Annotated in this window: 21 protein-coding genes; 11 read left to right on the top strand and 10 right to left on the bottom strand. The window is 72.5% G+C overall.

All coding sequences use genetic code 11. The features are described from left to right. Positions 1-12: 12 nt before the first annotated feature. Together ACIBG7_RS17385 and ACIBG7_RS17380 are read left to right on the top strand one after the other, a co-directional pair. Positions 13-1,257, top strand: coding sequence for a histidine kinase (locus tag ACIBG7_RS17385; RefSeq protein ID WP_397336846.1), 1,245 nt, complete (start codon positions 13-15; stop codon positions 1,255-1,257). After that, positions 1,254-1,877, top strand: a complete 624-nt coding sequence (locus ACIBG7_RS17380; protein ID WP_357928805.1) for a response regulator transcription factor — start codon at positions 1,254-1,256, stop codon at positions 1,875-1,877. Before ACIBG7_RS17385 ends, ACIBG7_RS17380 begins: the two co-directional genes overlap by 4 nt. Before the next feature lie 5 nt (positions 1,878-1,882). Here ACIBG7_RS17380 and ACIBG7_RS17375 read toward each other — a convergent pair whose 3' ends face one another. After that, positions 1,883-3,307 carry an MFS transporter gene (locus ACIBG7_RS17375; RefSeq protein WP_397336845.1) on the bottom strand — a complete coding sequence of 475 codons (1,425 nt, stop codon included), beginning with the start codon at positions 3,305-3,307 and terminating at the stop codon, positions 1,883-1,885. A gap of 106 nt (positions 3,308-3,413) precedes the next feature. Here ACIBG7_RS17375 and ACIBG7_RS17370 point away from each other — a divergent pair, with 106 nt between their 5' ends. Further along, positions 3,414-4,031, top strand: a complete 618-nt coding sequence (locus tag ACIBG7_RS17370; RefSeq protein WP_357928800.1) for a TetR/AcrR family transcriptional regulator — start codon at positions 3,414-3,416, stop codon at positions 4,029-4,031. Here the strand turns inward: ACIBG7_RS17370 and ACIBG7_RS17365 are convergent. Then, on the bottom strand, positions 4,015-5,037 hold the full coding sequence (locus ACIBG7_RS17365) for a saccharopine dehydrogenase family protein (protein WP_397336844.1): 1,023 nt from the start codon (positions 5,035-5,037) through the stop codon (positions 4,015-4,017). The two genes, ACIBG7_RS17370 and ACIBG7_RS17365, sit on opposite strands and share 17 nt — an antisense overlap. A gap of 71 nt (positions 5,038-5,108) precedes the next feature. Between ACIBG7_RS17365 and ACIBG7_RS17360 the strand changes: the two genes are divergently transcribed. After that, a complete protein-coding gene (locus ACIBG7_RS17360) occupies positions 5,109-6,047 on the top strand; it encodes a helix-turn-helix domain-containing protein (protein WP_357928795.1) in 939 nt (312 codons plus the stop codon). Here the strand turns inward: ACIBG7_RS17360 and ACIBG7_RS17355 are convergent. Continuing rightward, positions 6,044-6,613 (bottom strand): TetR/AcrR family transcriptional regulator, encoded by a 570-nt coding sequence (locus ACIBG7_RS17355; protein WP_357928793.1) that lies wholly within the window; start codon positions 6,611-6,613, stop codon positions 6,044-6,046. The genes ACIBG7_RS17360 and ACIBG7_RS17355 overlap by 4 nt on opposite strands. Positions 6,614-6,673: 60 nt before the next feature. Between ACIBG7_RS17355 and ACIBG7_RS17350 the strand changes: the two genes are divergently transcribed. Together ACIBG7_RS17350 and ACIBG7_RS17345 are read left to right on the top strand one after the other, a co-directional pair. Continuing rightward, positions 6,674-7,843: an FAD-dependent monooxygenase gene (locus ACIBG7_RS17350; protein WP_397336842.1), complete on the top strand. Its 1,170-nt coding sequence runs from the start codon at positions 6,674-6,676 to the stop codon at positions 7,841-7,843. A 100-nt stretch (positions 7,844-7,943) separates the two neighbouring features. Beyond that, a complete protein-coding gene (locus ACIBG7_RS17345; protein ID WP_397336841.1) occupies positions 7,944-9,956 on the top strand; it encodes a beta-galactosidase in 2,013 nt (670 codons plus the stop codon). A gap of 52 nt (positions 9,957-10,008) precedes the next feature. Here ACIBG7_RS17345 and ACIBG7_RS17340 read toward each other — a convergent pair whose 3' ends face one another. The 3 genes from ACIBG7_RS17340 to ACIBG7_RS17330 are packed head-to-tail and all read right to left on the bottom strand — an operon-like array spanning position 10,009 to position 13,179. Next, positions 10,009-11,343 carry an ABC transporter substrate-binding protein gene (locus ACIBG7_RS17340; protein ID WP_397336840.1) on the bottom strand — a complete coding sequence of 445 codons (1,335 nt, stop codon included), beginning with the start codon at positions 11,341-11,343 and terminating at the stop codon, positions 10,009-10,011. A 58-nt stretch (positions 11,344-11,401) separates the two neighbouring features. Next, positions 11,402-12,295 carry a carbohydrate ABC transporter permease gene (locus tag ACIBG7_RS17335; RefSeq protein WP_397336839.1) on the bottom strand — a complete coding sequence of 298 codons (894 nt, stop codon included), beginning with the start codon at positions 12,293-12,295 and terminating at the stop codon, positions 11,402-11,404. A 2-nt stretch (positions 12,296-12,297) separates the two neighbouring features. Further along, positions 12,298-13,179: a sugar ABC transporter permease gene (locus ACIBG7_RS17330; RefSeq protein WP_357928779.1), complete on the bottom strand. Its 882-nt coding sequence runs from the start codon at positions 13,177-13,179 to the stop codon at positions 12,298-12,300. 183 nt (positions 13,180-13,362) lie between these two features. Between ACIBG7_RS17330 and ACIBG7_RS17325 the strand changes: the two genes are divergently transcribed. Together ACIBG7_RS17325 and ACIBG7_RS17320 are read left to right on the top strand one after the other, a co-directional pair. Beyond that, positions 13,363-14,445 (top strand): LacI family DNA-binding transcriptional regulator, encoded by a 1,083-nt coding sequence (locus tag ACIBG7_RS17325; RefSeq protein ID WP_357928776.1) that lies wholly within the window; start codon positions 13,363-13,365, stop codon positions 14,443-14,445. Positions 14,446-14,595: 150 nt separating this feature from the next. Next, a complete protein-coding gene (locus ACIBG7_RS17320; protein ID WP_397336838.1) occupies positions 14,596-14,865 on the top strand; it encodes a hypothetical protein in 270 nt (89 codons plus the stop codon). Here the strand turns inward: ACIBG7_RS17320 and ACIBG7_RS17315 are convergent. Together ACIBG7_RS17315 and ACIBG7_RS17310 are read right to left on the bottom strand one after the other, a co-directional pair. Continuing rightward, entirely contained in the window at positions 14,843-15,124 is a 282-nt protein-coding gene (locus tag ACIBG7_RS17315; RefSeq protein ID WP_357928771.1) for an antibiotic biosynthesis monooxygenase, read from the bottom strand. The two genes, ACIBG7_RS17320 and ACIBG7_RS17315, sit on opposite strands and share 23 nt — an antisense overlap. Next, entirely contained in the window at positions 15,121-15,708 is a 588-nt protein-coding gene (locus ACIBG7_RS17310; protein WP_397336836.1) for a DUF2867 domain-containing protein, read from the bottom strand. The genes ACIBG7_RS17315 and ACIBG7_RS17310 overlap by 4 nt, the downstream gene beginning before the upstream one ends. Positions 15,709-15,739: 31 nt before the next feature. Between ACIBG7_RS17310 and ACIBG7_RS17305 the strand changes: the two genes are divergently transcribed. Together ACIBG7_RS17305 and ACIBG7_RS17300 are read left to right on the top strand one after the other, a co-directional pair. Then, the gene (locus tag ACIBG7_RS17305; protein ID WP_357928765.1) at positions 15,740-16,327 is read left to right on the top strand and encodes a TetR family transcriptional regulator; all 588 of its coding nucleotides are present in this window, start codon (positions 15,740-15,742) and stop codon (positions 16,325-16,327) included. Positions 16,328-16,358: 31 nt separating this feature from the next. Next, positions 16,359-17,210, top strand: a complete 852-nt coding sequence (locus tag ACIBG7_RS17300; RefSeq protein WP_357928762.1) for an aldo/keto reductase — start codon at positions 16,359-16,361, stop codon at positions 17,208-17,210. Here ACIBG7_RS17300 and ACIBG7_RS17295 read toward each other — a convergent pair. Both ACIBG7_RS17295 and ACIBG7_RS17290 read right to left on the bottom strand, forming a co-directional pair. Beyond that, a complete protein-coding gene (locus tag ACIBG7_RS17295; protein WP_397336835.1) occupies positions 17,207-18,424 on the bottom strand; it encodes a low temperature requirement protein A in 1,218 nt (405 codons plus the stop codon). The two genes, ACIBG7_RS17300 and ACIBG7_RS17295, sit on opposite strands and share 4 nt — an antisense overlap. A 13-nt stretch (positions 18,425-18,437) precedes the next feature. Beyond that, positions 18,438-19,643 (bottom strand): helix-turn-helix domain-containing protein, encoded by a 1,206-nt coding sequence (locus ACIBG7_RS17290; protein ID WP_357928757.1) that lies wholly within the window; start codon positions 19,641-19,643, stop codon positions 18,438-18,440. A 187-nt stretch (positions 19,644-19,830) separates the two neighbouring features. Between ACIBG7_RS17290 and ACIBG7_RS17285 the strand changes: the two genes are divergently transcribed. Then, a complete protein-coding gene (locus tag ACIBG7_RS17285; protein WP_357928754.1) occupies positions 19,831-20,607 on the top strand; it encodes an ABC transporter ATP-binding protein in 777 nt (258 codons plus the stop codon). Position 20,608: the final 1 nt, after the last annotated feature.

Genomic DNA, 20,608 nt, shown 5'->3' with positions numbered 1-20,608 from the left:
GGCGAGGGCGGCATGGTCAAGGACTGGGAGAAGGCCTGGCGCACCCTGCTGCTGTTCCTGCTCGGCGTCGCCGCCCTGATCGCGGTGGCCGACTCGTCGGCGCCGCTCACCGCCCGGGCGGTCGACGCCGGGCTGTCCCTGCTGCTGGCCGGCTGGCACTGGTGGATGGTCATGGCGCACCCCGCCTGGCCCGAGCGCGAACTGCTGCCGATGGCGGTCTACTTCGCCGTGCTGGTCGCGGTGGCCGGGGTGCTGTTCGCGCGGCATCCGGCCTACGGGCTCCTGGTGCTGGCCTGCTTTCCCACCGCCTTCGCCACGTTGCCCGGCGTCTACGCCTACCTGGGGGTGGCGGTCACGTCCGTGGTCGCGGTGGGCGGCCCGAACGCCCTGCTGTCCAACGAGGGACCGTGGTCGGTCGCCCTGGCGGTCACCGGGGCGGCGCTGGCGGCGTTCATCGGCTGGAGCATCCGTGCCCTTGAGGCGGAGATCGAGCAGCGGCGCGCCGCCAACCAGGCCTTGGCCGAGGCCAACGAGGCGCTGGAGAGCGCGAACCAGCGCCTGGCGCGGCTCGGCCAGGAGAACGCCGAGCTGCAGGGCAGGCTGCTGGCCGCGGCCCGGCAGACCGGCGTCACCGGCGAGCGCAGCCGGCTGGCGCGGGAGATCCACGACACCGTCGCGCAGGGCCTGTCCGGCATCGTCACCCAGCTCGAAGCCGCCGAGGAGGCCGCCCACGACGCCGAGTCGGTACGGCGGCGCCTGGCCGTCGCGCGGACCCTCGCGAGGGAGAGCCTGTCGGAGGTGCGCCGCTCGCTGGACGACCTGCGGCCGGGCCCGCTGACCGGGACCCGGCTGCCGGAGGCGCTGTCGGCGCTGGTGGCCGAGTGGGGCGCGGTGCACGAGACGGCCGCCGCCTTCACCGTCACCGGCACCGCCCGGCTGCTGCACCCCGAGGTCGAGGTGACGGTGTACCGGGTCGTGCAGGAGTCGCTGGCCAACGTGGCCCGGCACGCCCGAGCGGGCAAGACCGGCGTCACCCTGTCGTACATGGAGGATGTAGTGGTGGCCGATATCCGCGACGACGGCGTGGGCTTCGCCGCGGCCGAGCCCTCCGGCACCGGCTTCGGGCTCACCGCCATGCGGCAACGGGTCGTACGGCTCGCCGGGCGGGTCGAGGTCGAGTCGGCCCCCGGCCAGGGCACCGCGATCAGCGTGACCGTCCCCGCCATCCCGGCCGCGGCCGAGCGGGAGCCCCGATGAGCACCCGGCTGGTGATCGTCGACGACCACCCTGTCGTGCGCGACGGCCTGCGCGGCATGTTCGTCGAGCAGCCCGACCTGGAGGTCGTGGGCGAGGCCGAGGACGGCGAGCGCGGCCTGGCCGTGGTGCTGCGCGAGCGGCCCGACGTGGTGCTGACCGACCTGCGCATGCCCGGCCTCAGCGGGGCCGAGTTCATCGCCCGACTGGCCGAGCGGGTGCCGTCGGCGCGGGTGCTGGTGCTGACCACCTACGACGGCGACCAGGACGTCCTGCCCGCCCTGGCCGCCGGTGCGATCGGCTACCTGCTCAAGGACTCCCCGCGCGACGAGGTCTTCCGTGCGGTGCGGGCCGCGGCGGCGGGCGAGTCGGTGCTCTCCCCCGCCGTGGCCGCCCTCGTGCTCAACCGGGTGCGCACCCCGCCCCCGGCCGAGCTCAGCGAGCGCGAGCGCACGGTGCTCTCCCTGGTGGCGCGGGGTGCCACCAACAAGGAGGCGGCCGCGGCGCTGTTCATCAGCGAGACGACGGTGAAGACCCATCTCGCCCACATCTACACCAAGCTCGGCGTCTCCGACCGAGCCTCGGCCGTGGCCACCGCCTACGGCCGAGGCTTGCTGCCCTAGGCGGTTCAACGCGCGGCGTGGTGACGGCGGCGCAGGACGGTGGCTGCGATGAGGACGCCGAGCAGGACGAGGGCGGTGTTGACCGCGATGGCGAGGGTGACGCCGTCCAGGATGGCCGCGCCGGTCATCGCGCCGGCGGTGGCGGCGGTGACCACCGCGGACATGATCGGGGTGCCCAGCGTGATGCCGACCTGCTGCGACATGGACGCCAGGCCGGTGGCCAGGCCCTGCTCGTGGTCGGGCAGGCCGGTGGTGGCGGTGACCATGAAGCCGACGATGACCAGCATGTTGCCGACGCCGCCGAGGAAGGTGGCGGGCAGGAGCAGGGCCAGTGAGGCTGGGCCTGTGCCGAGGAAGAGCAGCGCGGCGGTGAAGGCGGCCTGGAGCAGCCCGCCGGCGACGAGGGCGGTGGTCGCGGAGGTCCTGGCCATGACCTTCGGCGCGATCAGGCCGCCGATCACGGTGCCCGCGCCCAGGACGCCGAAGGAGATGCCGGCGGTGAAGGCGGAGAAGCCGAGCGTCTTCTGCAGGTAGAGGGTGAGCAGGTAGACCAGCGAGGTCTCGGTGGCGAAGGCGATCAGGCCGAGGATGTTGCCCCAGGCCACGGTCCGCTTGCGCAGAACGTGCACGGGCACGAGCGGCTCGCGGGTCCGGCGCTCGACGAAGTAGAAGGTGATCATCAGCACCACGCCGGCGAGCAGCGAGAGCAGCGCGACGGGGTGGGTCCAGCCGTGCTCACCGGCCTGGGTGAGGCCGAAGACCAGGGCGAGCAGGCCGAGGGTGACGGCCGCGGCGCCGGGCAGGTCGATGCGGGGACGGGTGACCGGCCGGGACTCCTTCAGCACCGCCGGGGCGATCAGCAGCACGGCCAGCGCGACCGGCACGTTGACGAAGAAGGCCCACCGCCACGAGAGCAGGTCGGTCAGCACGCCGCCGAGGACGGCGCCCGCGGTGAACCCGGCCGACATCAGGGCGCCGTTGAGCCCGAGCGCCTTGCGGCGCAGCGGCCCTTCGGGGAAGGCGGTGGTGAGCAGCGAGAGCCCGGCCGGGGTGGCCGCGGCGGTCGCCAGTCCCTGGGCCACGCGGGCGGCGATCAGGATCTCCGGCGTCGTGGCCAGGCCGCCGACCAGGGAGGACAGGCCGAGCAACGCCAGGCTGCCAAGGAAGATCCGCCGCCGGCCCAGCAGGTCACCCACGCGGCCGAACAACAGGGTGAAACCAGCCGCCGGCAGGGCGAACGCGGTGGCGATCCACTGCAGCCCGGACAGCGAGAAGCCCAGGCCGTCGCCGATGGCGGGCAGGGCGATGTTCAGGATGGAGAAGTCGACGGCCAGCATGAACTGGGCGACCAGCAACACCACGAGGACCACTTTGAGGCGGCCGGTGAGGCGGGGGGTCTCGGGCGCCCGGGCGGGTGCGGTCATGGTCATGAGAGGGTCCTTCCACACAGTAAACGGGTCTGTAGTTCCGTTACGATGGAAGAAACCTAGCACCATCTCCGCCCTTAAGGGAACTGGATTCCCGTTTGGAGGCTTCATGACCACCACCCCGCCGCCCGGCAGCGTCCGTCCCGGCGGGCGTACGGCCCGCGTCCGCGACGCCGTACTGCAGGCCGCGGGCGACGCCCTCGCCGCACGCGGCTTCCACGCCCTGGACCTGGCCGAGATCGCCCGCGCCGCGGGAGCCGGCAAGACCACCGTCTACCGGCGCTGGGGCACCCCCGGCCATCTGGCCGCTGACCTGCTGGAGGAGATGGCCGCGCAGTCGCAGCCCCGCACGCACACCGGTGACATCGCCGCCGACCTGCGGGCCAACGCCCGGCTCGTGGTCAGGACGCTCACCCATCCCCGGCAGGGCCCGCTGTTCAAGGCGCTCATCGCCGCCTCGCTCTGCGACGAGCAGGCGGCTGTGGCGCTGCATCGGTTCTACGCGGTCCGGATCGCCGAGTGGGCCGGGTGCGCCGCCGACGCGGTGGAGCGGGGCGAGCTGCCGCCCGGGACCGACCCGCACCGGGTCATCGCGGCGGTGTCCGCGCCGCTCTACTACAGCCTGCTGAACACCGGCGAGGCGCTGGACGAGCAGGCCGCCGACCGGGCCGCCGAGGCCGCGCTGGCCGCCGCCCGGGCCGGGATCCTGGTCAGGACGGAAGGGTGACGGTGAGGTAGGGCTCCAGCGAGCGCAGGAAGTCGGGGGCGTCGAACATCGCGCCGGCGGAGGCGACGCCGCTGGCGCGGACGCGGCCGGACAGCACGCGGTCGAGGGCCTCCACGACCAGCGGGGCGGTGATGGCGTAGATGTCCTGGCCACGGGCGGTGGCCCGGCGTTGCTCCCCGCCCGACGTGACCAGCACGTCGACCACGAAGGTCTGGTCGGAGCGGCCGAGGTCGTCCACCGCGGCCGGGGCCGGGGTGCTCTGGTCGGCCAGGTCCCGGGCCGCCTCCAGGGTCATGTAGGTCCGGACCTCGGGGACGGGCAGGTGGCTGGGCACGGTGACGATGTCGGCCATGCTGAACTCCGCGACCACCGGGCGGCGGCCGAGCGGCTCGGGGAAGCTCCAGTCCTGCTGGGTGACCGCATCGTCGTGGTACTGCAGAGCACCGCCGGCGAAGCGGACGCGGCGGCCGGCCCGGCGCTCGTGCGAGACCTGGCCGGCGGCGCGGGTGCCGGGCGTGGGGTGCCAGCTGCTCAGGCCGTAGGCCACGTGGACCTCGTCGGCCGAGGTCCAGTCGCCCAGCGCGGCGGTCACGAGCAGGTCGCCCAGGCCGCCGTAGAAGGCCATCGCCGGGATCACCGGGGTCTCGGCGGCGGCGAAACCGGCCAGGGTGGCGGCGTTGGCCTCGATCTCGGCGGCGACGTCGAGGTACGGGATGCCGGCCCGCAGGGCGGCCTCGACGAGCGGGGCGGCGGTGGTGGCGAAGGGTCCGGCGCAGTTGATGACCGCCGCGGCTCCGGCCAGGGCGCGATCCAGCGCGGCGGGGTCGTCCACGGAGGCCGGGCGGGCTTCCAGGGGGGTGGCGGCTTGCCGTACCTGCTGGGCCAGGGCTTCGGCGTTGCGGCCGGACAGGATGGCGGTGAAGCCGCGGCGCTGGAGCTCGGCGACGACGAAACGGCCGGTGTGACCGGTGGCGCCGTAGACCACCACGGACTGGGAGTGCGTCATGCGCCCAGTTTGGTGCGCGGTGGGCTGCCGGTGTGAGGGTCCGGAACGCCATCATGCGTACACTTTCGGACATGCCTACCGTCGCCCTCCTCGCCGCCGGGAACCTGCTGCACTTCGAGTTCGGCGTGGCCTGCGAGATCTTCGGCAACCCGCCGCGCGAGGCCACGAACGGCTGGTACGAGGTGCTGCTGTGCGGCCCCCGGCCGGTGCGGGTGGGGCCGTTCCTGGTGGAGCCCGAGCACGGGCTGGACCGGCTGGCGAGCGCGGACACGGTGATCGTCCCGGCCTGCGCGGACGTCGACGAGCCGCTCGCGGCCGAGGTGGTCGACGCGGTGCGGGCGGCGCACGAGGCCGGGGCGCGGGTGGCCTCGTTGTGCACCGGCGCGTTCGTGCTGGGCGCGGCCGGGCTGCTCGACGGGCGGCACGCCACGACGCACTGGGCGCACACCGAGGAACTGAGCGCGCGGCACCCGCTGGCGATGGTCGACCCGGACGTGCTCTACACCGACAACGGCAGCGTGCTCACCGCGGCGGGCAAGGCCGCCGCGGTGGATCTCTGCCTGCACCTGGTGCAGCTCGACCACGGCGCGGCCATCGCCAACTCGGTCGCGCGGCGGCTGGTCATGGCGCCGCATCGAGCCGGCGGGCAGGCGCAGTTCGTGTCCACGCCGGTGCAGGCCGGCGGTGATCACGCGCTGGCGGGGGTGCTGGCCTGGGCGCAGGAGCGGCTGGACCAGCCGCTCACCGTGAGCGACCTGGCCCGGCGGGCCAACACCAGCACGCGCCACCTCGGCCGGCTGTTCCGGGCGGCGCTCGGCCAGCCGCCGCTGCAGTGGCTGCTGACCCAGCGCGTACGGCGGGCCCAGGAACTCCTGGAAGCCACCGACGAGAGCGTCGAGGCGGTCGCCGTCGCCACCGGGATGGGGACGGCGACGACGCTGCGCCGCCAGTTCAAGCGGGTCGTCGGCGTGCCGCCGGACAGCTACCGGCGCGCCTTCCGCACCGGCTAGACGCCCATGATCTCGGTGACGGCGGCGGCCAGCTCCGCCGGTGTCGGGGCCGAGGCCGGGTCGACGAGCCACTGCATGAGCAGCCCGCTCAGCATGGCCTGGTAGTACGAGCCCAGCCGCCGCGCCCGCTCCGGCTCGGCCTCGGGATCCACCCCGTGGAAGAGCTCGGCCAGCCCGAGCCGCCCGGCGTTCAGCCCCGCGGCGAGGTGGGCCCGCACCTCGGGCAGGTGGTCGATCTGCCCGACGATCTCGAACTGGGTCAGCCAGAGCGGCCTGAGCGTCTCGAACGAGGCCATCACCTTCTCCCAGGCCGCCTCGAACCGCGCCATCGGCGCGACGCCGGGATCGCCGGCCGAGACCAGCGCGGCGGCGAGCTCGTCGCCCCATTCGCGCATCGCCTCGAAGAGCGCCTCGTTGAGCAGCGCCTCCTTGGAACCGAAGTGGTAACCGATGCCGGCGAGGCTGACGCCGGCGGCGGTGGCGATGTCGCGGGCGGTGGTGCGCGTGTAGCCCTTCTCCACCAAGCACAGCTTGGCGCCCGCGAGAAGGTCCTCCCTGTTTCCCATGACCACAACCTAACACAAGCGTCTTGCACAAACGTCTTACACGGTTGTACCGTTCGCGGCATGGACATCCTGATCTCCGGGGCGAGCATCGCCGGCACCACGACCGCCTACTGGCTGCGCCGCTACGGCCACACCGTCACCGTCGTCGAGCGCGCCCCGGCCATCCGGCCCGGCGGCTACAAGGTCGACATCCGCGGCGCCGCCCTCGACGTGATCCGCCGGATGGGCCTGCTCGACCAGGTCAGGGCGCACAGCACCGACATGCGCCACGCCACCCACTACAACCGGGCCGGCAAGCCGGTCGCGGTGATGGACGCGGCGATCTTCGGCGGCCGGGAGGGCGAGGACGAGGAGATCATGCGGGGCGACCTCAACCGGCTCCTGTTCGACCTGACCCGGGACGAGGTGGAGTACGTCTTCGACGACACGATCACCGCCATCGCCGACGACGGCACCGTCACCTTCGAAAACAGCGCGCCCCGCGTGTTCGACGTCGTGGTCGGCGCCGACGGCGTGCACTCCACCACCCGCCGGCTCGCCTTCGGCGACGAGTCGCGCTTCGCCCGGGAGATGGGCCACTACGTCGCCATCTGCAGCGTGCCCAACCACCTCGGCCTCGACCGCGAGGAGGCCTGCCACGTGGCGCCCGGCCGGACCGCCATGGTCTACAGCACCCGCGCCGCCACCGACGCCAAGGCGCTGTTCCTGTGGTCGTCGCCGGCGCTCGACCACGACCGCCACGACGTCGCCGCGCAGAAGCGGCTGCTCGCCGAGGCCATGAGCGGGCTGGGCTGGGAGGTCCCGGCGCTGCTGGAGCACGTGGAGCGGGCCGAGGACTTCTACTTCGACAGCCTCACCCGCATCCACCTCGACACCTGGTCCGCCGGCCGGGTCGTGCTCGTCGGCGACGCCGCCTACTGCGCCTCCCCCGCCTCCGGCCAGGGCACCAGCCTCGCGCTGGTCGGCGCCTACGTGCTGGCCGGCGAGCTGGCGCGGGGCGACGGCTTCGCCGGCTACGAGCGGGAGATGCGGGCCTTCGCCGAGGCGAACCAGAAGCTGGCCGACACCAACCTCAAGGGCATGGTGATGTCGTCGGCGGTGGCGATCTGGATCTCCATGAAGGTGTTGTCGCTCGTGCCCAGGCTGCCCATGCGCGACGCCATGGTCGAGCGCATCGCCGGCCCGATCCGCGAGGCGGCCAACGGGATCGAGCTCAAGTCCTACCTGTAGGAGGCGGGGGTGGCGTGCCTGGCACGCCACCCAGCTTGTTTACGTAACCATGCTCCACCATACTCGTCGATGTTTACGTAACCATATGGAAGGGTCAGACGTGACTGCACACCACAGCGGCCGGTGGCTTCGCTGGCCTTCGGGCGAGGAGCGGATCGGCTACGGGGCGGACTACAACCCTGAGCAGTGGCCGAAGGAGATCTGGGCCGAGGACGTGCGGGAGATGCGCCGCGCCGGGGTGAACATCGTCTCCCTGGCGATCTTCTCCTGGGCCAGGCTCCAGCCCCGGCCCGAGGAGTGGGACTTCGGCTGGCTGGACGAGATCATGGACCTGTTGCATGAGCACGGCATCGCGGTGGACCTGGCCACCGCGACCGCCTCGCCGCCCCCGTGGCTGAGCACCAGACACCCCGAGATCCTGCCCGTGGACCACGAGGGACGCACCCTGTGGCCCGGCGCGCGACAGCACTGGCGACCCACCTCGCCGGTCTTCCGCTCCCACGCCCTGCGGCTGGTGCGCGCCCTGGCCGAACGGTACGGCAGGCATCCGGCCCTGGCCGCCTGGCACGTCTCCAACGAACTGGGCTGCCACAACGTCTACGACTACTCCGACGACGCCGCCCGAGCCTTCCGCACCTGGCTGCGCGAACGCTACGGGAGCGTCGCCGAGCTGAACCGCGCCTGGGCCACCACGTTCTGGTCGCAGGGCTACGGCGAATGGGACGAGATCCTGCCGCCGCGCCTGGCCGCCTCCTACGCCAACCCCACCCAGCAGCTCGACTTCAAGCGCTTCTCCTCCGACGCGCTGAAGGAGCACCTGCGGGCCGAGCGCGACCTGCTGCGCGAGCTGACCCCGGACATCCCGATCACCACCAACTTCATGGTCATGGGCGAGACCAAGGGCATGGACTACGCCGACTGGGCCGCCGAGGTGGACTTCGTCGCCAACGACCACTACCTGCTGGCCGGCCCGCAGTCCCGCGAGGAGCTGTCGTTCTCGGCCAACCTGACCGGCTCGCTGGCCGGGGGCCGGCCGTGGTTCCTGATGGAGCACTCCACCAGCGCGGTCAACTGGCAGCCGATCAACCTCGCCAAGCGCCCCGGCGACCTGGCCCGCGACTCGCTCACACACGTCGCCTACGGCGCTGACGCGGTCTGCTTCTTCCAGTGGCGCCAGTCCGCGGCCGGGGCGGAGATGTACCACTCGGCGATGGTCCCGCACGCCGGCACCGACAGCGCGGTCTTCCGCTCGGTGGTCGAGCTGGGCGCCACCCTGCGGGCGCTGGCCCCGGTCGCCGGCACGCGCCGCCGGCCCGCCCGGGTCGCGATCGTCTTCGACTGGGACTCCTGGTGGGCCGCCGAGCTCGACTCCCATCCCACCTCCCGGCTGCGCTACCGGCAGGAGGCACTCGACTGGTACACCGCTCTCCTGGAGGCCGGCGTGCGCGCCGACGTGGTCGGCGTGCGGGAGGCCTTCGAGGGCTACTCGCTGGTCGTCGCGCCGATCCTGCACGTGGTGCCGCAGGAGCTGGCCGACCGGCTCGCCGGCTTCGTGGCCGGCGGCGGGCACCTGGTGACGACCTACTTCTCCGGCATCGTCGACGAGCACGGTCATGCCTGGCTCGGCGGCTACCCCGGCGCGTTGCGCGAGCTGCTCGGCCTGCGCATCGAGGAGTTCGGGCCGCTGCCCGACGGGGCCGAGGTCGAGCTCGACCTCGGCGTGCGCGGCAGCCTGTGGACCGACCGGATCGACCTCGCCGACCCCGACGTCAAGGTCGTCGCCGGCTACACCACCGGCGAGCAGGCCGGCCGGCCCGCGATCACCACCCGCCTGGCCGGCACCGGCTCCGCCTCCTACGTCTCCACCCGGCTCGGGCCCGGCGGGCTGGCCCCGGTGCTGGAGCACCTGCTGGCCGTCAGCGGCGTGCGGCCCGAGCACGGCCTCGGCGGCCGGGTCGAGCTGGCCGTCCGCACCGGCGCCGACGCCGACTACTGGTTCCTCATCAACCGCACCGACGACCCCGTCGAGCTGGACGGGATCGACGGCGAGGTCCTGATCGGCGGGCCGGTTCTGGGCCCGCGCCAGGTCACCGTCCTGCGCCGCGCCCGCTGAGGACGCCGAAGGGGCCGGTCACCCCCGTGACCGGCCCCTTCCGCACGCCTGGCTACTGGACGCTGAAGCCCTGCTCCTGGCCGTACTTGAGCGAGGCGTCCTGCCAGCTCTTCAGCCCGTCGAGCAGCGTGGTGGAGCCGTCCACGTACGCCTTGCCGACGGTGTCGTTGAAGACGCTGTTGGCATAGACCTGGAAGGGCAGGTAGGACCAGCCGGCGGCGACCTGCGCGGCCGAGGCCGCCAGCACCTCGTTGACCTTCTGGCCGCCGAAGTACGGGAACTCCTTGCCGGTGAAGGCCGGGGCGTTGAGCTGCGCGGTGGTGGCCGGGAAGGCGCCGGCGTCCACGCGGGTCTGCACGCCCTCCTCCACCGTGGCGTACTTCACGAACGCGTAGGCGAGCTTCTTGTTCGCCGAGGCCTCGGGGACGGCCAGCGAGCTGCCGCCGTTCTCCGCGCTGGCCTTGCCGCCTGCCTCCCACTGCGGCATCGGCGCCACCCGCCACTTGCCCGCGCCGGCCTTGACGCCCGACTCCAGGTTGGCCGGCATCCAGGCGCCGATCACCAGCGTCGCGATCGTGCCGTCACCCAGGCCCTTGTACCACTCGTCGCTCCAGGAGCTGATCGGCGCGACCAGCTTGCCGCTGACGAGCTGCTGCCAGGCGGCGGCGAACTTCTGCGTGCCCGGGTCGGCCGCGAAGTCGATGCCGACCTTCGTGCCGTCCACCTTGTACGGCTTGCCGCCCGCCTGCCAGATCATGCTGGTGGTGAAGCCGGCGTCGCCGGTGTCGTTGGTGATGTAGGCCTTGGGGTCGGCCTCGTGCAGCTTCTTGGCGGCGGCCAGGTACTCCTCCCAGGTCGCCGGCACGGCGATCCCGTGCTTGTCGAAGACCTCCTTGTTGTAGAAGAGCGCCATCGGCCCGGAGTCCATGGGCAGGCCGTGGACGCCCTGGGCGGAGCGCACCGCGTTCCACGGGCCCGGGGTGAAGGTGCCGTCGAGCTGGCCGGCGCCGAACGCGCTCAGGTCGGTCACGCCCTTGGCCAGCGCGAACTGCGGCAACGCGTAGTACTCGAGCTGCGCCACGTCCGGGACGCCGGAACCGGCCTTGATCGCGTTCTGCAGCGCCGTGTACTGGTCGTTGCCGGTGCCGGCGTTGACCAGCTCGACCTTGACCTTCGGGTACTTGGCCTGGAAGCCGGCGGCCACCTGCTTGAGCGTGGGCTCCCAGGCCCACACCTTGATCGTGCCACCGGCCTCCAGCGCCGCCTTGAGGTCGGTGTCGGAGGCCGCGGCGGGACTCGGCGTCGCGGTGTCGCCCGAGCCACAGGCCGCGGCGGCCAGGCAGAGCGCCAGCGCCGCGCCCGCCAGGCTGCGACGGGACATCGTCATGGGACTTCCCTTTCGTGGGTGTACCTGTGGAGGGATGAGCGGTCGGGCCGGACGCCGGTCACTCCTTCACGCTTCCGGCGGCCAGGCCCGACTGCCAGTACCGCTGGAGCAGCAGGAACGCCACGATCAGCGGGATGATGGTGAGCAGTGATCCGGTGATGACGAGGTGGAAGATCGCCTCACCGCCCGCGGTGGCGGCCTGGGCGTTCCAGCTGTTGAGCCCGAGCGTCAGCGGGTACCACGCGGGATCCTTGAGCATGATCAGCGGCAGGAAGTAGTTGTTCCACGTCGTGACCACGGAGAACAGCAGCACCGTGACGATCCCCGGGGCCAGCAGCGGCAGGCTGATCCGGAAGAAGGTGCGGAACTCCCCCGCCCCGTCCACCCGCGCCGACTCCAGCACCTCGCCCGGTACGGCTTCCGCCGCGTAGGTCCACATCAGGTAGAGCCCGAACGGCGTGATCAGCGAGGGGACGATGATCGCCCAGGGGGTGTCGGTCAGCCCCAGGTTGGAGAACATCAGGAACGTCGGCACCGCCAGCGCGGTCCCGGGCACGGCGACCGCGCCGATGACGACGGCGAAGACCGCCTTCTTCCCGGGGAAGTCGAACTTGGCCAGGCCGTACCCCGCCACGGTGGCCAGCAGCGTCGCGCCGCCCGCGCCGACCACGACGTAGAGCACGGTGTTGAGCAGCCAGCGGGTGAAGATGCCGCCGTCGTAGGTCAGCGTGGTGGCGATGTTGTCGAACAGGGCGAAGTCGTCGGCGAACCACAGGCCGAAGGAGCCGAGCAGGCCCTCCTGCGTCTTGGTGGCGTTGATCAGCAGCCAGGCCAGCGGGAGCAGCGTGTAGACGAGCATGAGGCCGGTCAGCACGGTCAGCGCGACGCTGCGCCGGCCGCCCCTGGCCCGGCGGCGGACGACCAGAGGCTTGGCGGTTCTGGTGGTGGCCATGGTCAGGCTCCCTTCCGCGCGCCGCGCAACTGGACGACGTAGGCGATGACCATGGTGATCAGCCCCATGACGATGGCGACGGTGGCGGAGTAGTCGAACTGCTGGCCGGCGAAGGACAGCGAGTAGGCGTACAGGTTCGGCGTGAAGGAGGTGGTGATCGCGTTCGGCGCGAGGCTCTTGAGGATGCTGGGCTCGTTGAAGAGCTGGAAGCTGCCGATGACGGAGAAGATCGTGGCGATCATCAGGGCGCCGCGCAGGGCCGGGAGCTTGATCGCCCAGATGATCCGCACCTGGCCCGCGCCGTCGATCGCCGCCGCCTCGTACAGCGAGGGGTTCACGACGCGCAGCGCGGAGTAGAGGATCAGCATGTTGTAGCCGGTGAACTCCCAGGTCACGATGTTGCCGATGGAGGCCAGGATCCACTCGGGGGCGAGCGGCTCGGGCAGCGACAGGCCGAGGGCCTCGTTCAGGTTGCCGACCAGGCCGAAGCGCGTGCCGTACATGAAGCCCCACATCAGCGCCGCGACCACGGCGGGGACGGCGTAGGGCAGGAAGACGGCGATGCGGAAGAAGCTCGCGCCGTACAGCCGGCCGCTGTCGATGGCCAGCGCCAGCAGCAGGGCCAGGAACAGCATGATCGGCACCTGCACGACCAGGAAGAGCGCCACCCGGCCGAAGGCGCCCCAGAACAGCGGGTCGGTGAGCGCCTTCGCGTAGTTGTCGAGGCCGACGAAGGACGTGCCGCCGATGAGCCGGGTGCGGTAGAGGCTGAGGTGGATCGAGTAGGCGATCGGGGCCAGGAACACCAGCGCGAAGACGGCCATGAAGGGGCCGACGAATCGCCAGCCCGTCCATGACCGCGCTCTCCAGCCGCTCGTCGCCATCGTCTCGCTCCCTCTCGAACCGGATCGTGCGATGTTTACGTAAACATTGTCGTGGACCCTGGGCTCGCGGATGGCCGTCGGGAGTCGTCCGAGATCATCGGAGCAGAAATGTTTACGTAAACTTCTGCGGTATGGTGGCAGTCTGTCACACGGATCGTCAAGGTCGGTGAACGAGAGGACAACATGGCGGCGGAGCAGTCCGGCGGTCTGCCCAAGGGCGGTGCGCAGCGGGGCGGGTCGGGCATCCCCGGTGGCCGGCGCAAGCAGCGGGTCTCCATGGCCGACGTCGCCAAGCTGGCGGGCGTCTCCTCCCAAACCGTCTCCCGGGTGGCCAACGGGCACCCCAACGTCATCGAAGCCACCCGCGAACACGTGCTGCGCGCCATGCGCGAACTGGGCTACCGGCCCAACAGCGCCGCCCGCGCCCTGCGCTACGGGCAGTTCAACACCATCGGCGTGATCCTCTTCAACCTGGCCTCCACCGGCAACAGCCGGACCGTCGAGGCCATCGCCACCCACGCCGCCGCCGAGGGCTACGCGATCACCCTCATCCCCGTCGACATCCCCACCCAGGACAACGTCCTGGGCGCCTTCACCCGCATGGGCGAACTCGCGGTGGACGCCGTCATCGTCATCCTGGAGATCCACCTGCTCGACGCCGGTACGGTCACCCTGCCGCCGGGCGTGCACGTCGTGGTGGTCGACTCCGACGCCGGCGACCGCTACAGCGTCGTCGACACCGACCAGGCCGACGGCGCGCGGCGGGCCGTCCACCACCTGCTCGACCTGGGTCACCGTACGGTCTGGCACGTCACCGGGCCGGAGACCTCCTACGCCAGCCAGCGCCGGACCGAAGCCTGGCGCACCGCCCTGGAGCAGGCGGGCCGGCCCGTGCCGCCACCCCTGCACGGCGACTGGTCGCCCGACTCCGGCTACGCCGCGGGCCTGCTGCTGGCCGAGGAACCCGACTGCACCGCCGTCTTCGCGGCCAACGACCACATGGCCCTCGGGCTGCTGCGCGCCTTCCACGAGCGCGGGCGCCCGGTGCCGGGACAGATCAGCGTCGTCGGGTTCGACGACATCCCCGACGCCGCGCACTTCGCGCCCCCGCTCACCACCGTCCACCAGGACTTCACCGAGGTCGGCCGGCGGTGCGTGGAGCGGGTGCTGCAGCAGATCAGCCTGGGCCTGCCCGGCGAACCCGGCACCGACCTCGTGCCCACCCGGTTGATCACCCGCGCCAGCACCGCGCCACCGGCTCGCTAGGGTGATCCGCACCTCGGGCTGGCGGCCTGTCTGAGCGGCCTGGATCGGGGCCGGGTGGGGCGCAGGGTGGCCGCCGGGCTCATCCTGATCGCCGTCCTTGGACCCATGACGCCCTGGTACCTGGCATCACCGGAAGAGTGCGGCGGCCCTGTGCCGCTCCTCAGCGCCGAGTGGTTCGCCACCGTGGCGGGGGCCTGGGGCACCGACCAGGTCTTCCGGCTGAGCGCCGCCGCGCTCGTGCTGTGCGTCACCTGGCGTCCCGAGCTGGGGCTGACCTGGCGACGGATCACGGCCCTGCTCGCCGACTACCTCGTTGTCAGCGTGGCGCTGGACTCGATGTGGTCGCTGGCGGACCCCGACGGGCGCACCTTGCACGAACGGCTGTCCGGGACCGAGGTCAGGGCTCGACGAGCCGGATGATCTCGCGGGGCCGTACCTCCCGGTCGTCGTAGGCCACGTCCAGGCCGGTGGCCTCGCCCACGGAGGCGAAGGAGGCGGCGAAGGCCGCGTCCGACTCCCAGCGGACGATGGACACGACCGCGTCGTCGGTCAGCCAGCACTCGGCCGACAGGCACCCGGGCCGGGCCCGGAAGAACGCGGCGACATCCTGGACCCGGGCGACGAACGCGTCGCGGTGGTCGGGGTGCGGGTAGTGGTGGGCGATCATCCCGACTTTCATGCGGCACTCCTCTGCCAACCGCGTCCGATGAGCCGGACGAGGGCGGGGTCGACGATCAGGTGGCGGAAGGGCCGGATGGCGGCCATGTAGGCCCGCCCGAAGGCCCCGTTGGGCTTGACCAGCACGGCCATCTGGCCTCGGTGGCCGCCGTCGGGGGTGGGCACCCAGCCGATGTGCATGACGGTGTGCACGGTGCGGTTGGCCAGTTCGGCCGCCCATTCGGTGCCGGTCAGGAACACCGAGGTCAGCGGCACCGCGGCCAGGTCGGGGCCGGGCGAGCCGAGCAGGTCGGCGGGCAGCCGGGCGCGCAGGCTCTCGACGCGGGCGCCGACGCGGGTCTCGGGGGCGTCCCAGCCGAACCACCGGCCGAGCTTCCAGCGCAGGGCGAAGAGCGCCCGGGCGGCACCGGTGAAGCCGCCCGGCCCGCCGGCCATCTGGCGGACGAGGCGGTCGAGGTCGCCGGGGCCGCCGGGGGTGGGCAGCGCCCAGACGTCCTCCAGCCGGAAGTCGGGGACGAGGGCGTGGATGCGCCAGGGCTGCGCCGTGTGGGCGGTGTCCGGCAGACGTCCTGTGTTGGTCAACATAGAATATGATTCGTAGCACAGAGGAGGTGGCGTGACAACACGACGAGAGCAGACCAGCCAGGAGAGCCGGGAGCTGATCCTCGCCGCGGCGGCCGAGCTGTTCGCGGAGAAGGGCTACCGGCAGACGACCTTCATCGACGTCGCCGCCCGCTCCGGCATCAGCCGCGGCTCCATCCCGTGGCACTTCGGCAGCAAGGAGGGCCTGCTGCTGGCCGTACTGGAACGCTCGATGGAGCGGGTGCGCGCCACCCTGGCCCAGGCTCCGCCCGAGGCGTTCGAGGTGGGCATCGAGGCGCTGCTGGCCACGCCGACCACCAAGCTGTTCGTGACGCTCCTGGTCGAGGCGCTGGAGCCCGACTCCCCCATCCGCGAGCGTTACGCCGAGATCCACGCCGCGCTGCGCGAGCACTGCCGGCGCTGGCTGGAGACCCGGGCGCTGCCGCCCGAGGTGCCGGTGGACGCGCTGGCCGTCGCGGTGATCGGCGCGGGGATCGGCATCCACCAGCAGTGGCTGCTCGCGCCCGAGCAGGTCGACTTCGGCCAGGCCCTGGGCGCGCTCCGGTTCCTGGTCGAGGGCGCCGCGCCGGCCGAGCAGACCAGAGCCGGGAAAACCAGGTGACAAGCTCCGTGGAACGTGGTGAGGTCCCGCCATGACGCGAACCCCCTTCCTCCTCGGCGGCGACCTGCCCGTCTCCCGTCTCGGCTTCGGCACCATGCGCCTGACCGGCCCCGGCATCTGGGGCGAGCCCGCCGACCACGCCGGCGCGCTGCGAGTGCTCCGGCGGGCGGTCGAGCTCGGCGTGACGCTGATCGACACCGCCGACTCCTACGGCCCGCACGTCGCCGAGTCGCTGGTGGCCGAGGCCCTGCACCCCTATCCCGAGGGCCTGGTGATCTCCACCAAGGGCGGCCTCACCCGGCAGGGCCCCGACCGGTGGCAGGCGGTCGGCCGTCCCGAGTACCTGCGGCAGTGCGTGGAGATGAGCCTGCGCCGCCTCAAGCTCGACCGGATCGACCTCTACCACCTGCACCGCATCGACCCCGGCGTGCCGCTGGAGGACCAGATCGGCGAGCTCGACGCGCTCCGCGCCGAAGGCAAGATCCGGCACATCGGGCTGTCGGAGGTGACCGCGACCGAGATCGCCGCCGTGCAGAAGCTGGCCCCGGTGGCGAGCGTCCAGAACATCCTCAACCTCACCCGCCAGCGCTACCTGGACACCGTCGCGTACTGCGAGCGGGAGGGCATCGCCTTCGTCCCGTTCTTCCCGCTGGGCCGGGGCGAGCTCACCGCGCCCGGCGGGGAACTCGCCCAGCTCGCCGCCGCCCACGACGCCACGCCGGCCCAGCTCGCCCTCGCCTGGCTGCTGCACCTGTCGCCGGCCGTCGTCCCGATCCCCGGCACCACCTCCGTCGCGCACCTGGAGGACAACCTCGGCGCGCTCGACGTCAAGCTCACCCCCGAGCAGGTCACGGCCCTGTCGGCGCGCTGGTCGGACAGCTAGGTCGCGGGGAGCGGCGGTCCGGCGTCCGGCCCGGCGCTGGACCGCGCTCCGGTCTGGTCGCCGGACGGGCGGTAGCGGATGCGCCAGAGCGGGGCCAGCACCAGGAGCGTCACCACGAGCCAGCCGTCCAGGTCGAGGCCGAAGAGCCCGACGGCGAGCGGCAGCAGAGCGGTCGGTACGGCATAGCCCCAGGTCCAGCGCCGCCCGGCGCCGTTGGCTGTGCCGAGGGCGGCCGAGGCGGCGAGGTTGAGGCTGAGGCCGGCGCACATCAGCCAGGCGACCGCCGGTGGCAGCGCGGTGTTCGGGTTCTCGGCGGTGACGCCGAGCCCGGCGGCCAGGGCGACGATGCCGGCGGTCATGAAGAAGTGCGCGGTGAGCGCGACGCTGGGCCGCAGGGCCGCGCCGCCCAGGCGTTGCGGGGCGGCGCTCACGCCGTACTGGAAGGTGAGCCACCACAGGGAGACCACCAGCGCGAAGCCGGCCACGGCGACCAGCCCGAGCTCCAGGTCCCAGGCCACCTTGGCCGCGCCGATGACGACCTGCATGACCGCCTCGCCCAGGACGATGATGGTGAACAGGCCGAGCCGCTCGCCGAGATGCTCCGGGTCGAGGACGCCGCGGGTGGCGAGGGGGTCGCGGCCCTTGTGCCGGGCCTGCTTCTTCCTGACCCTGGCCATGATCCGCTCGGGGTCGCGGCTGAGGCGGACGGAGACGAGAATGTCGAGCACGATGCCGACGAACCAGAGCTGGTAGGTGACCGGCGCGTCGAACCAGATCGACAGGATCCACGGCCCGAGCGCCAGGCCGCGGCTGAGCTGGGCGGTAGGCCAGGAGGTCATGACCGTGCCGGCCTTGCGGAAGGTGCCGGCGGCGGTGAAGCGGCAGATCACGTACGCCACGGCGAAGGCGAAGTCGCGGGTGTCCTGCACCTCGGGCAGCCGGTTGCCGACGCCGGGCACGGCGGCGGCCATGACCGCGATGCCGAACATGCCGATCAGGATCGACCGGGTGCGGGTCCGGGTGGCGGCGACGTTGGCGTAGAGCGTGTAGGAGATCCAGACGCTCCAGATGGCGTAGAAGAGCGTCAGGGTGACCGTGGCCCCGGCCCAGGAGGGGTCGTGCAGGCGGTGCGCGAGCTGCACCACGGCGGCCACGACGACCAGGTCGAAGAAGAGTTCCAGCCAGCTCGCGTGCCTCTCCCCCGATGCGGTCACTCACTGAGCGTAATCAGTCCGGCTGGCCGTGGTCGAGCAGGCGGGCGGCTTCGAGGGCGAGGGCGACGTCGACCAGGTCGCCGGGGCGGCTCAGCGAGCGTCCGGTGAGCTGCTCGATGCGGCGCATCCGGTTGATGATCGTGTTGCGGTGGCAGAACAGCCGGCCGGCGGCGCGGGCGGCGGAGCCGTCGCAGGCCAGCCAGGTCTCCAGGGTGGTCAGGAGGGTGTCACGGTCGGCCGGTTCCAGGGCGAGCAGCGGGCGGAGCACGCCTTCGACCAGGTGCCGGGAGATGTCCGGCTGGCTGATGACCAGGACGGCCGGCACCCGCTGGTCCAGCCGGGCGATCTCGGGGCCGCGGTCGGCGCAGGTGCGCAGCGCCAGGCAGGCCAGCTCGTAGGCCAGGCCCAGCTCGGCGAGGCCGCCGGCGACCGGGCTGACCCCGGCGACGCCGCCGACGATCACGCTGAGTTCCCGGCACAGGTCGTCCAGCGTGGCCTGGCCGAGCACCGCGACGGCGACCTCGTGCCCGGCGCGCATCCGCCACAGCAGCCGGATCGCGCCGAGCTCGACCGGCCGCCGCCCGTCGAGGCCGGAGCCGCGGCGCGGGAAGCGCACCGCCACGACCGCGTAGTTCCCGCGTTCGGGCAGGTCGAACGCGGCGGCGACGGAGCGCACGACGGCCGGCTCCGCGGCGCCGTTGAGCAGGGCGTCGAGCAGCGCGCCGACCCGTTCCTCGCTGCGTTCGAGCAGCTCGCGCTCGCGGCGGCGGTAGGTGTCGCCGGCGACCAGGGCCTGCCGGTCGATGGCGTGCCAGACGTGGCTCGCCGCGCGCACCAGGATGCCGAGGCGTTCTGGGCACTCGCGTTCGGTGTACTCGGTGATCGCCGACCAGATGACCTGCCCGGCCAGCCGGTACAGCCGCAGCAGCGAGTCGAGCGGCAGTCCCTGCTCGGCCCGGCGGCGGGCCATCTGCGCGGTGAAGGTCAGGTCGCGGCGCTCGCCGGGCGGCTGCAGGATGGCCGTGATGCCCAGGCGGATGCCTTCGAGCGTGCTGTCCCAGTGCTCGTCGTAGGGCACGTGGGCGCAGTAGGTCTCGTCACCGCCTCGCACCCGGTCGACCAGCTCGTCGGTCAGCTCGGGCAGGCGTCCGAGCAGGGCCCGGGCGGCGGCGCGCAACGTCTGGCGGACGTCGTCGTCCACGGCTGTGGGGGGACGCATTCTCCCGAGACTGCCATCCGCGCCAATCCCAGAACAAGGTTCTGTAGCGATTCGTGATCTGACGTTGTGCAGGTGCACAGCGAGGGCCGCGGCCCGGTGGGCAGCGCGCCTGACTTCCCTGCCGCGTCTGGACGACCGTGCCGGGCGGGGATTGGGTGACCTGCATGGCGGCATGGGAGGAAATCGAATGGCCGAGCTGACGGTCGGCGGCCTCGTCGTGGACTACGGTCCCGTCCGGGCGTTGGACGGGGTCTCGCTGCGGGTGCCGTCCGGCTCGATCGTGGCCCTGCTGGGCGCCAACGGCGCGGGCAAGACGACCCTGTTGCGCGCGATCTCGGGAACGCTCCGTTTCCACCGCGGCCGGGTCTCCCGCGGCGAGATCGCCCTGGACGGCGTCCGGCTGGACGGCACGGCCGCGGCGGCGGTGGTACGGCGGGGCGTCACCCAGGTGCCCGAGGGCCGGCGCGTCTTCGCCCGCATGACGGTGGAGGAGAACCTGCGGGCCGGCGGCCTCGGCACCCCGCGCGGTGCGGCCGGCCGGGCGCGGGACCGGGTGCACGAGCTCTTCCCCGTGCTGGCCGAACGCGCCCGCCAGCACGCCGGGTTGTTGTCCGGCGGCGAGCAGCAGATGCTCGCGATCGGCCGGGCGCTGATGGCCGAGCCGTCGGTGTTGCTGCTGGACGAGCCGACGCTGGGGCTGGCGCCGCAGATGGTCTCGCGGATCGCCGAGACGATCCGGACCATCAACGCGACCGGCACCTCGGTGCTGCTCGTCGAGCAGAACGTCGCCATGGCGCTCGCGCTGGCCTCGCACGCCTACGTGCTGGAGGTCGGGGCGGTGGCGCTGTCCGGCGAGTCGGCGGAACTGGCGGCCAGCGACGAGGTCCGGCGCCGCTACCTGGGCGTCACGGACACCGGACCCGCCTTGAGCGAGCGTCCGGGGCTGGCCCGGTGGTCGGCGTGAT

The sequence above is a fragment of the Nonomuraea sp. NPDC050328 genome, assembly GCF_044459405.1.
In the GTDB taxonomy this organism is placed as follows: Bacteria; Actinomycetota; Actinomycetes; order Streptosporangiales; family Streptosporangiaceae; genus Nonomuraea.
Note: the sequence above shows the minus strand (reverse complement) of the source record. Positions and strands in the feature narration are given on the sequence as shown.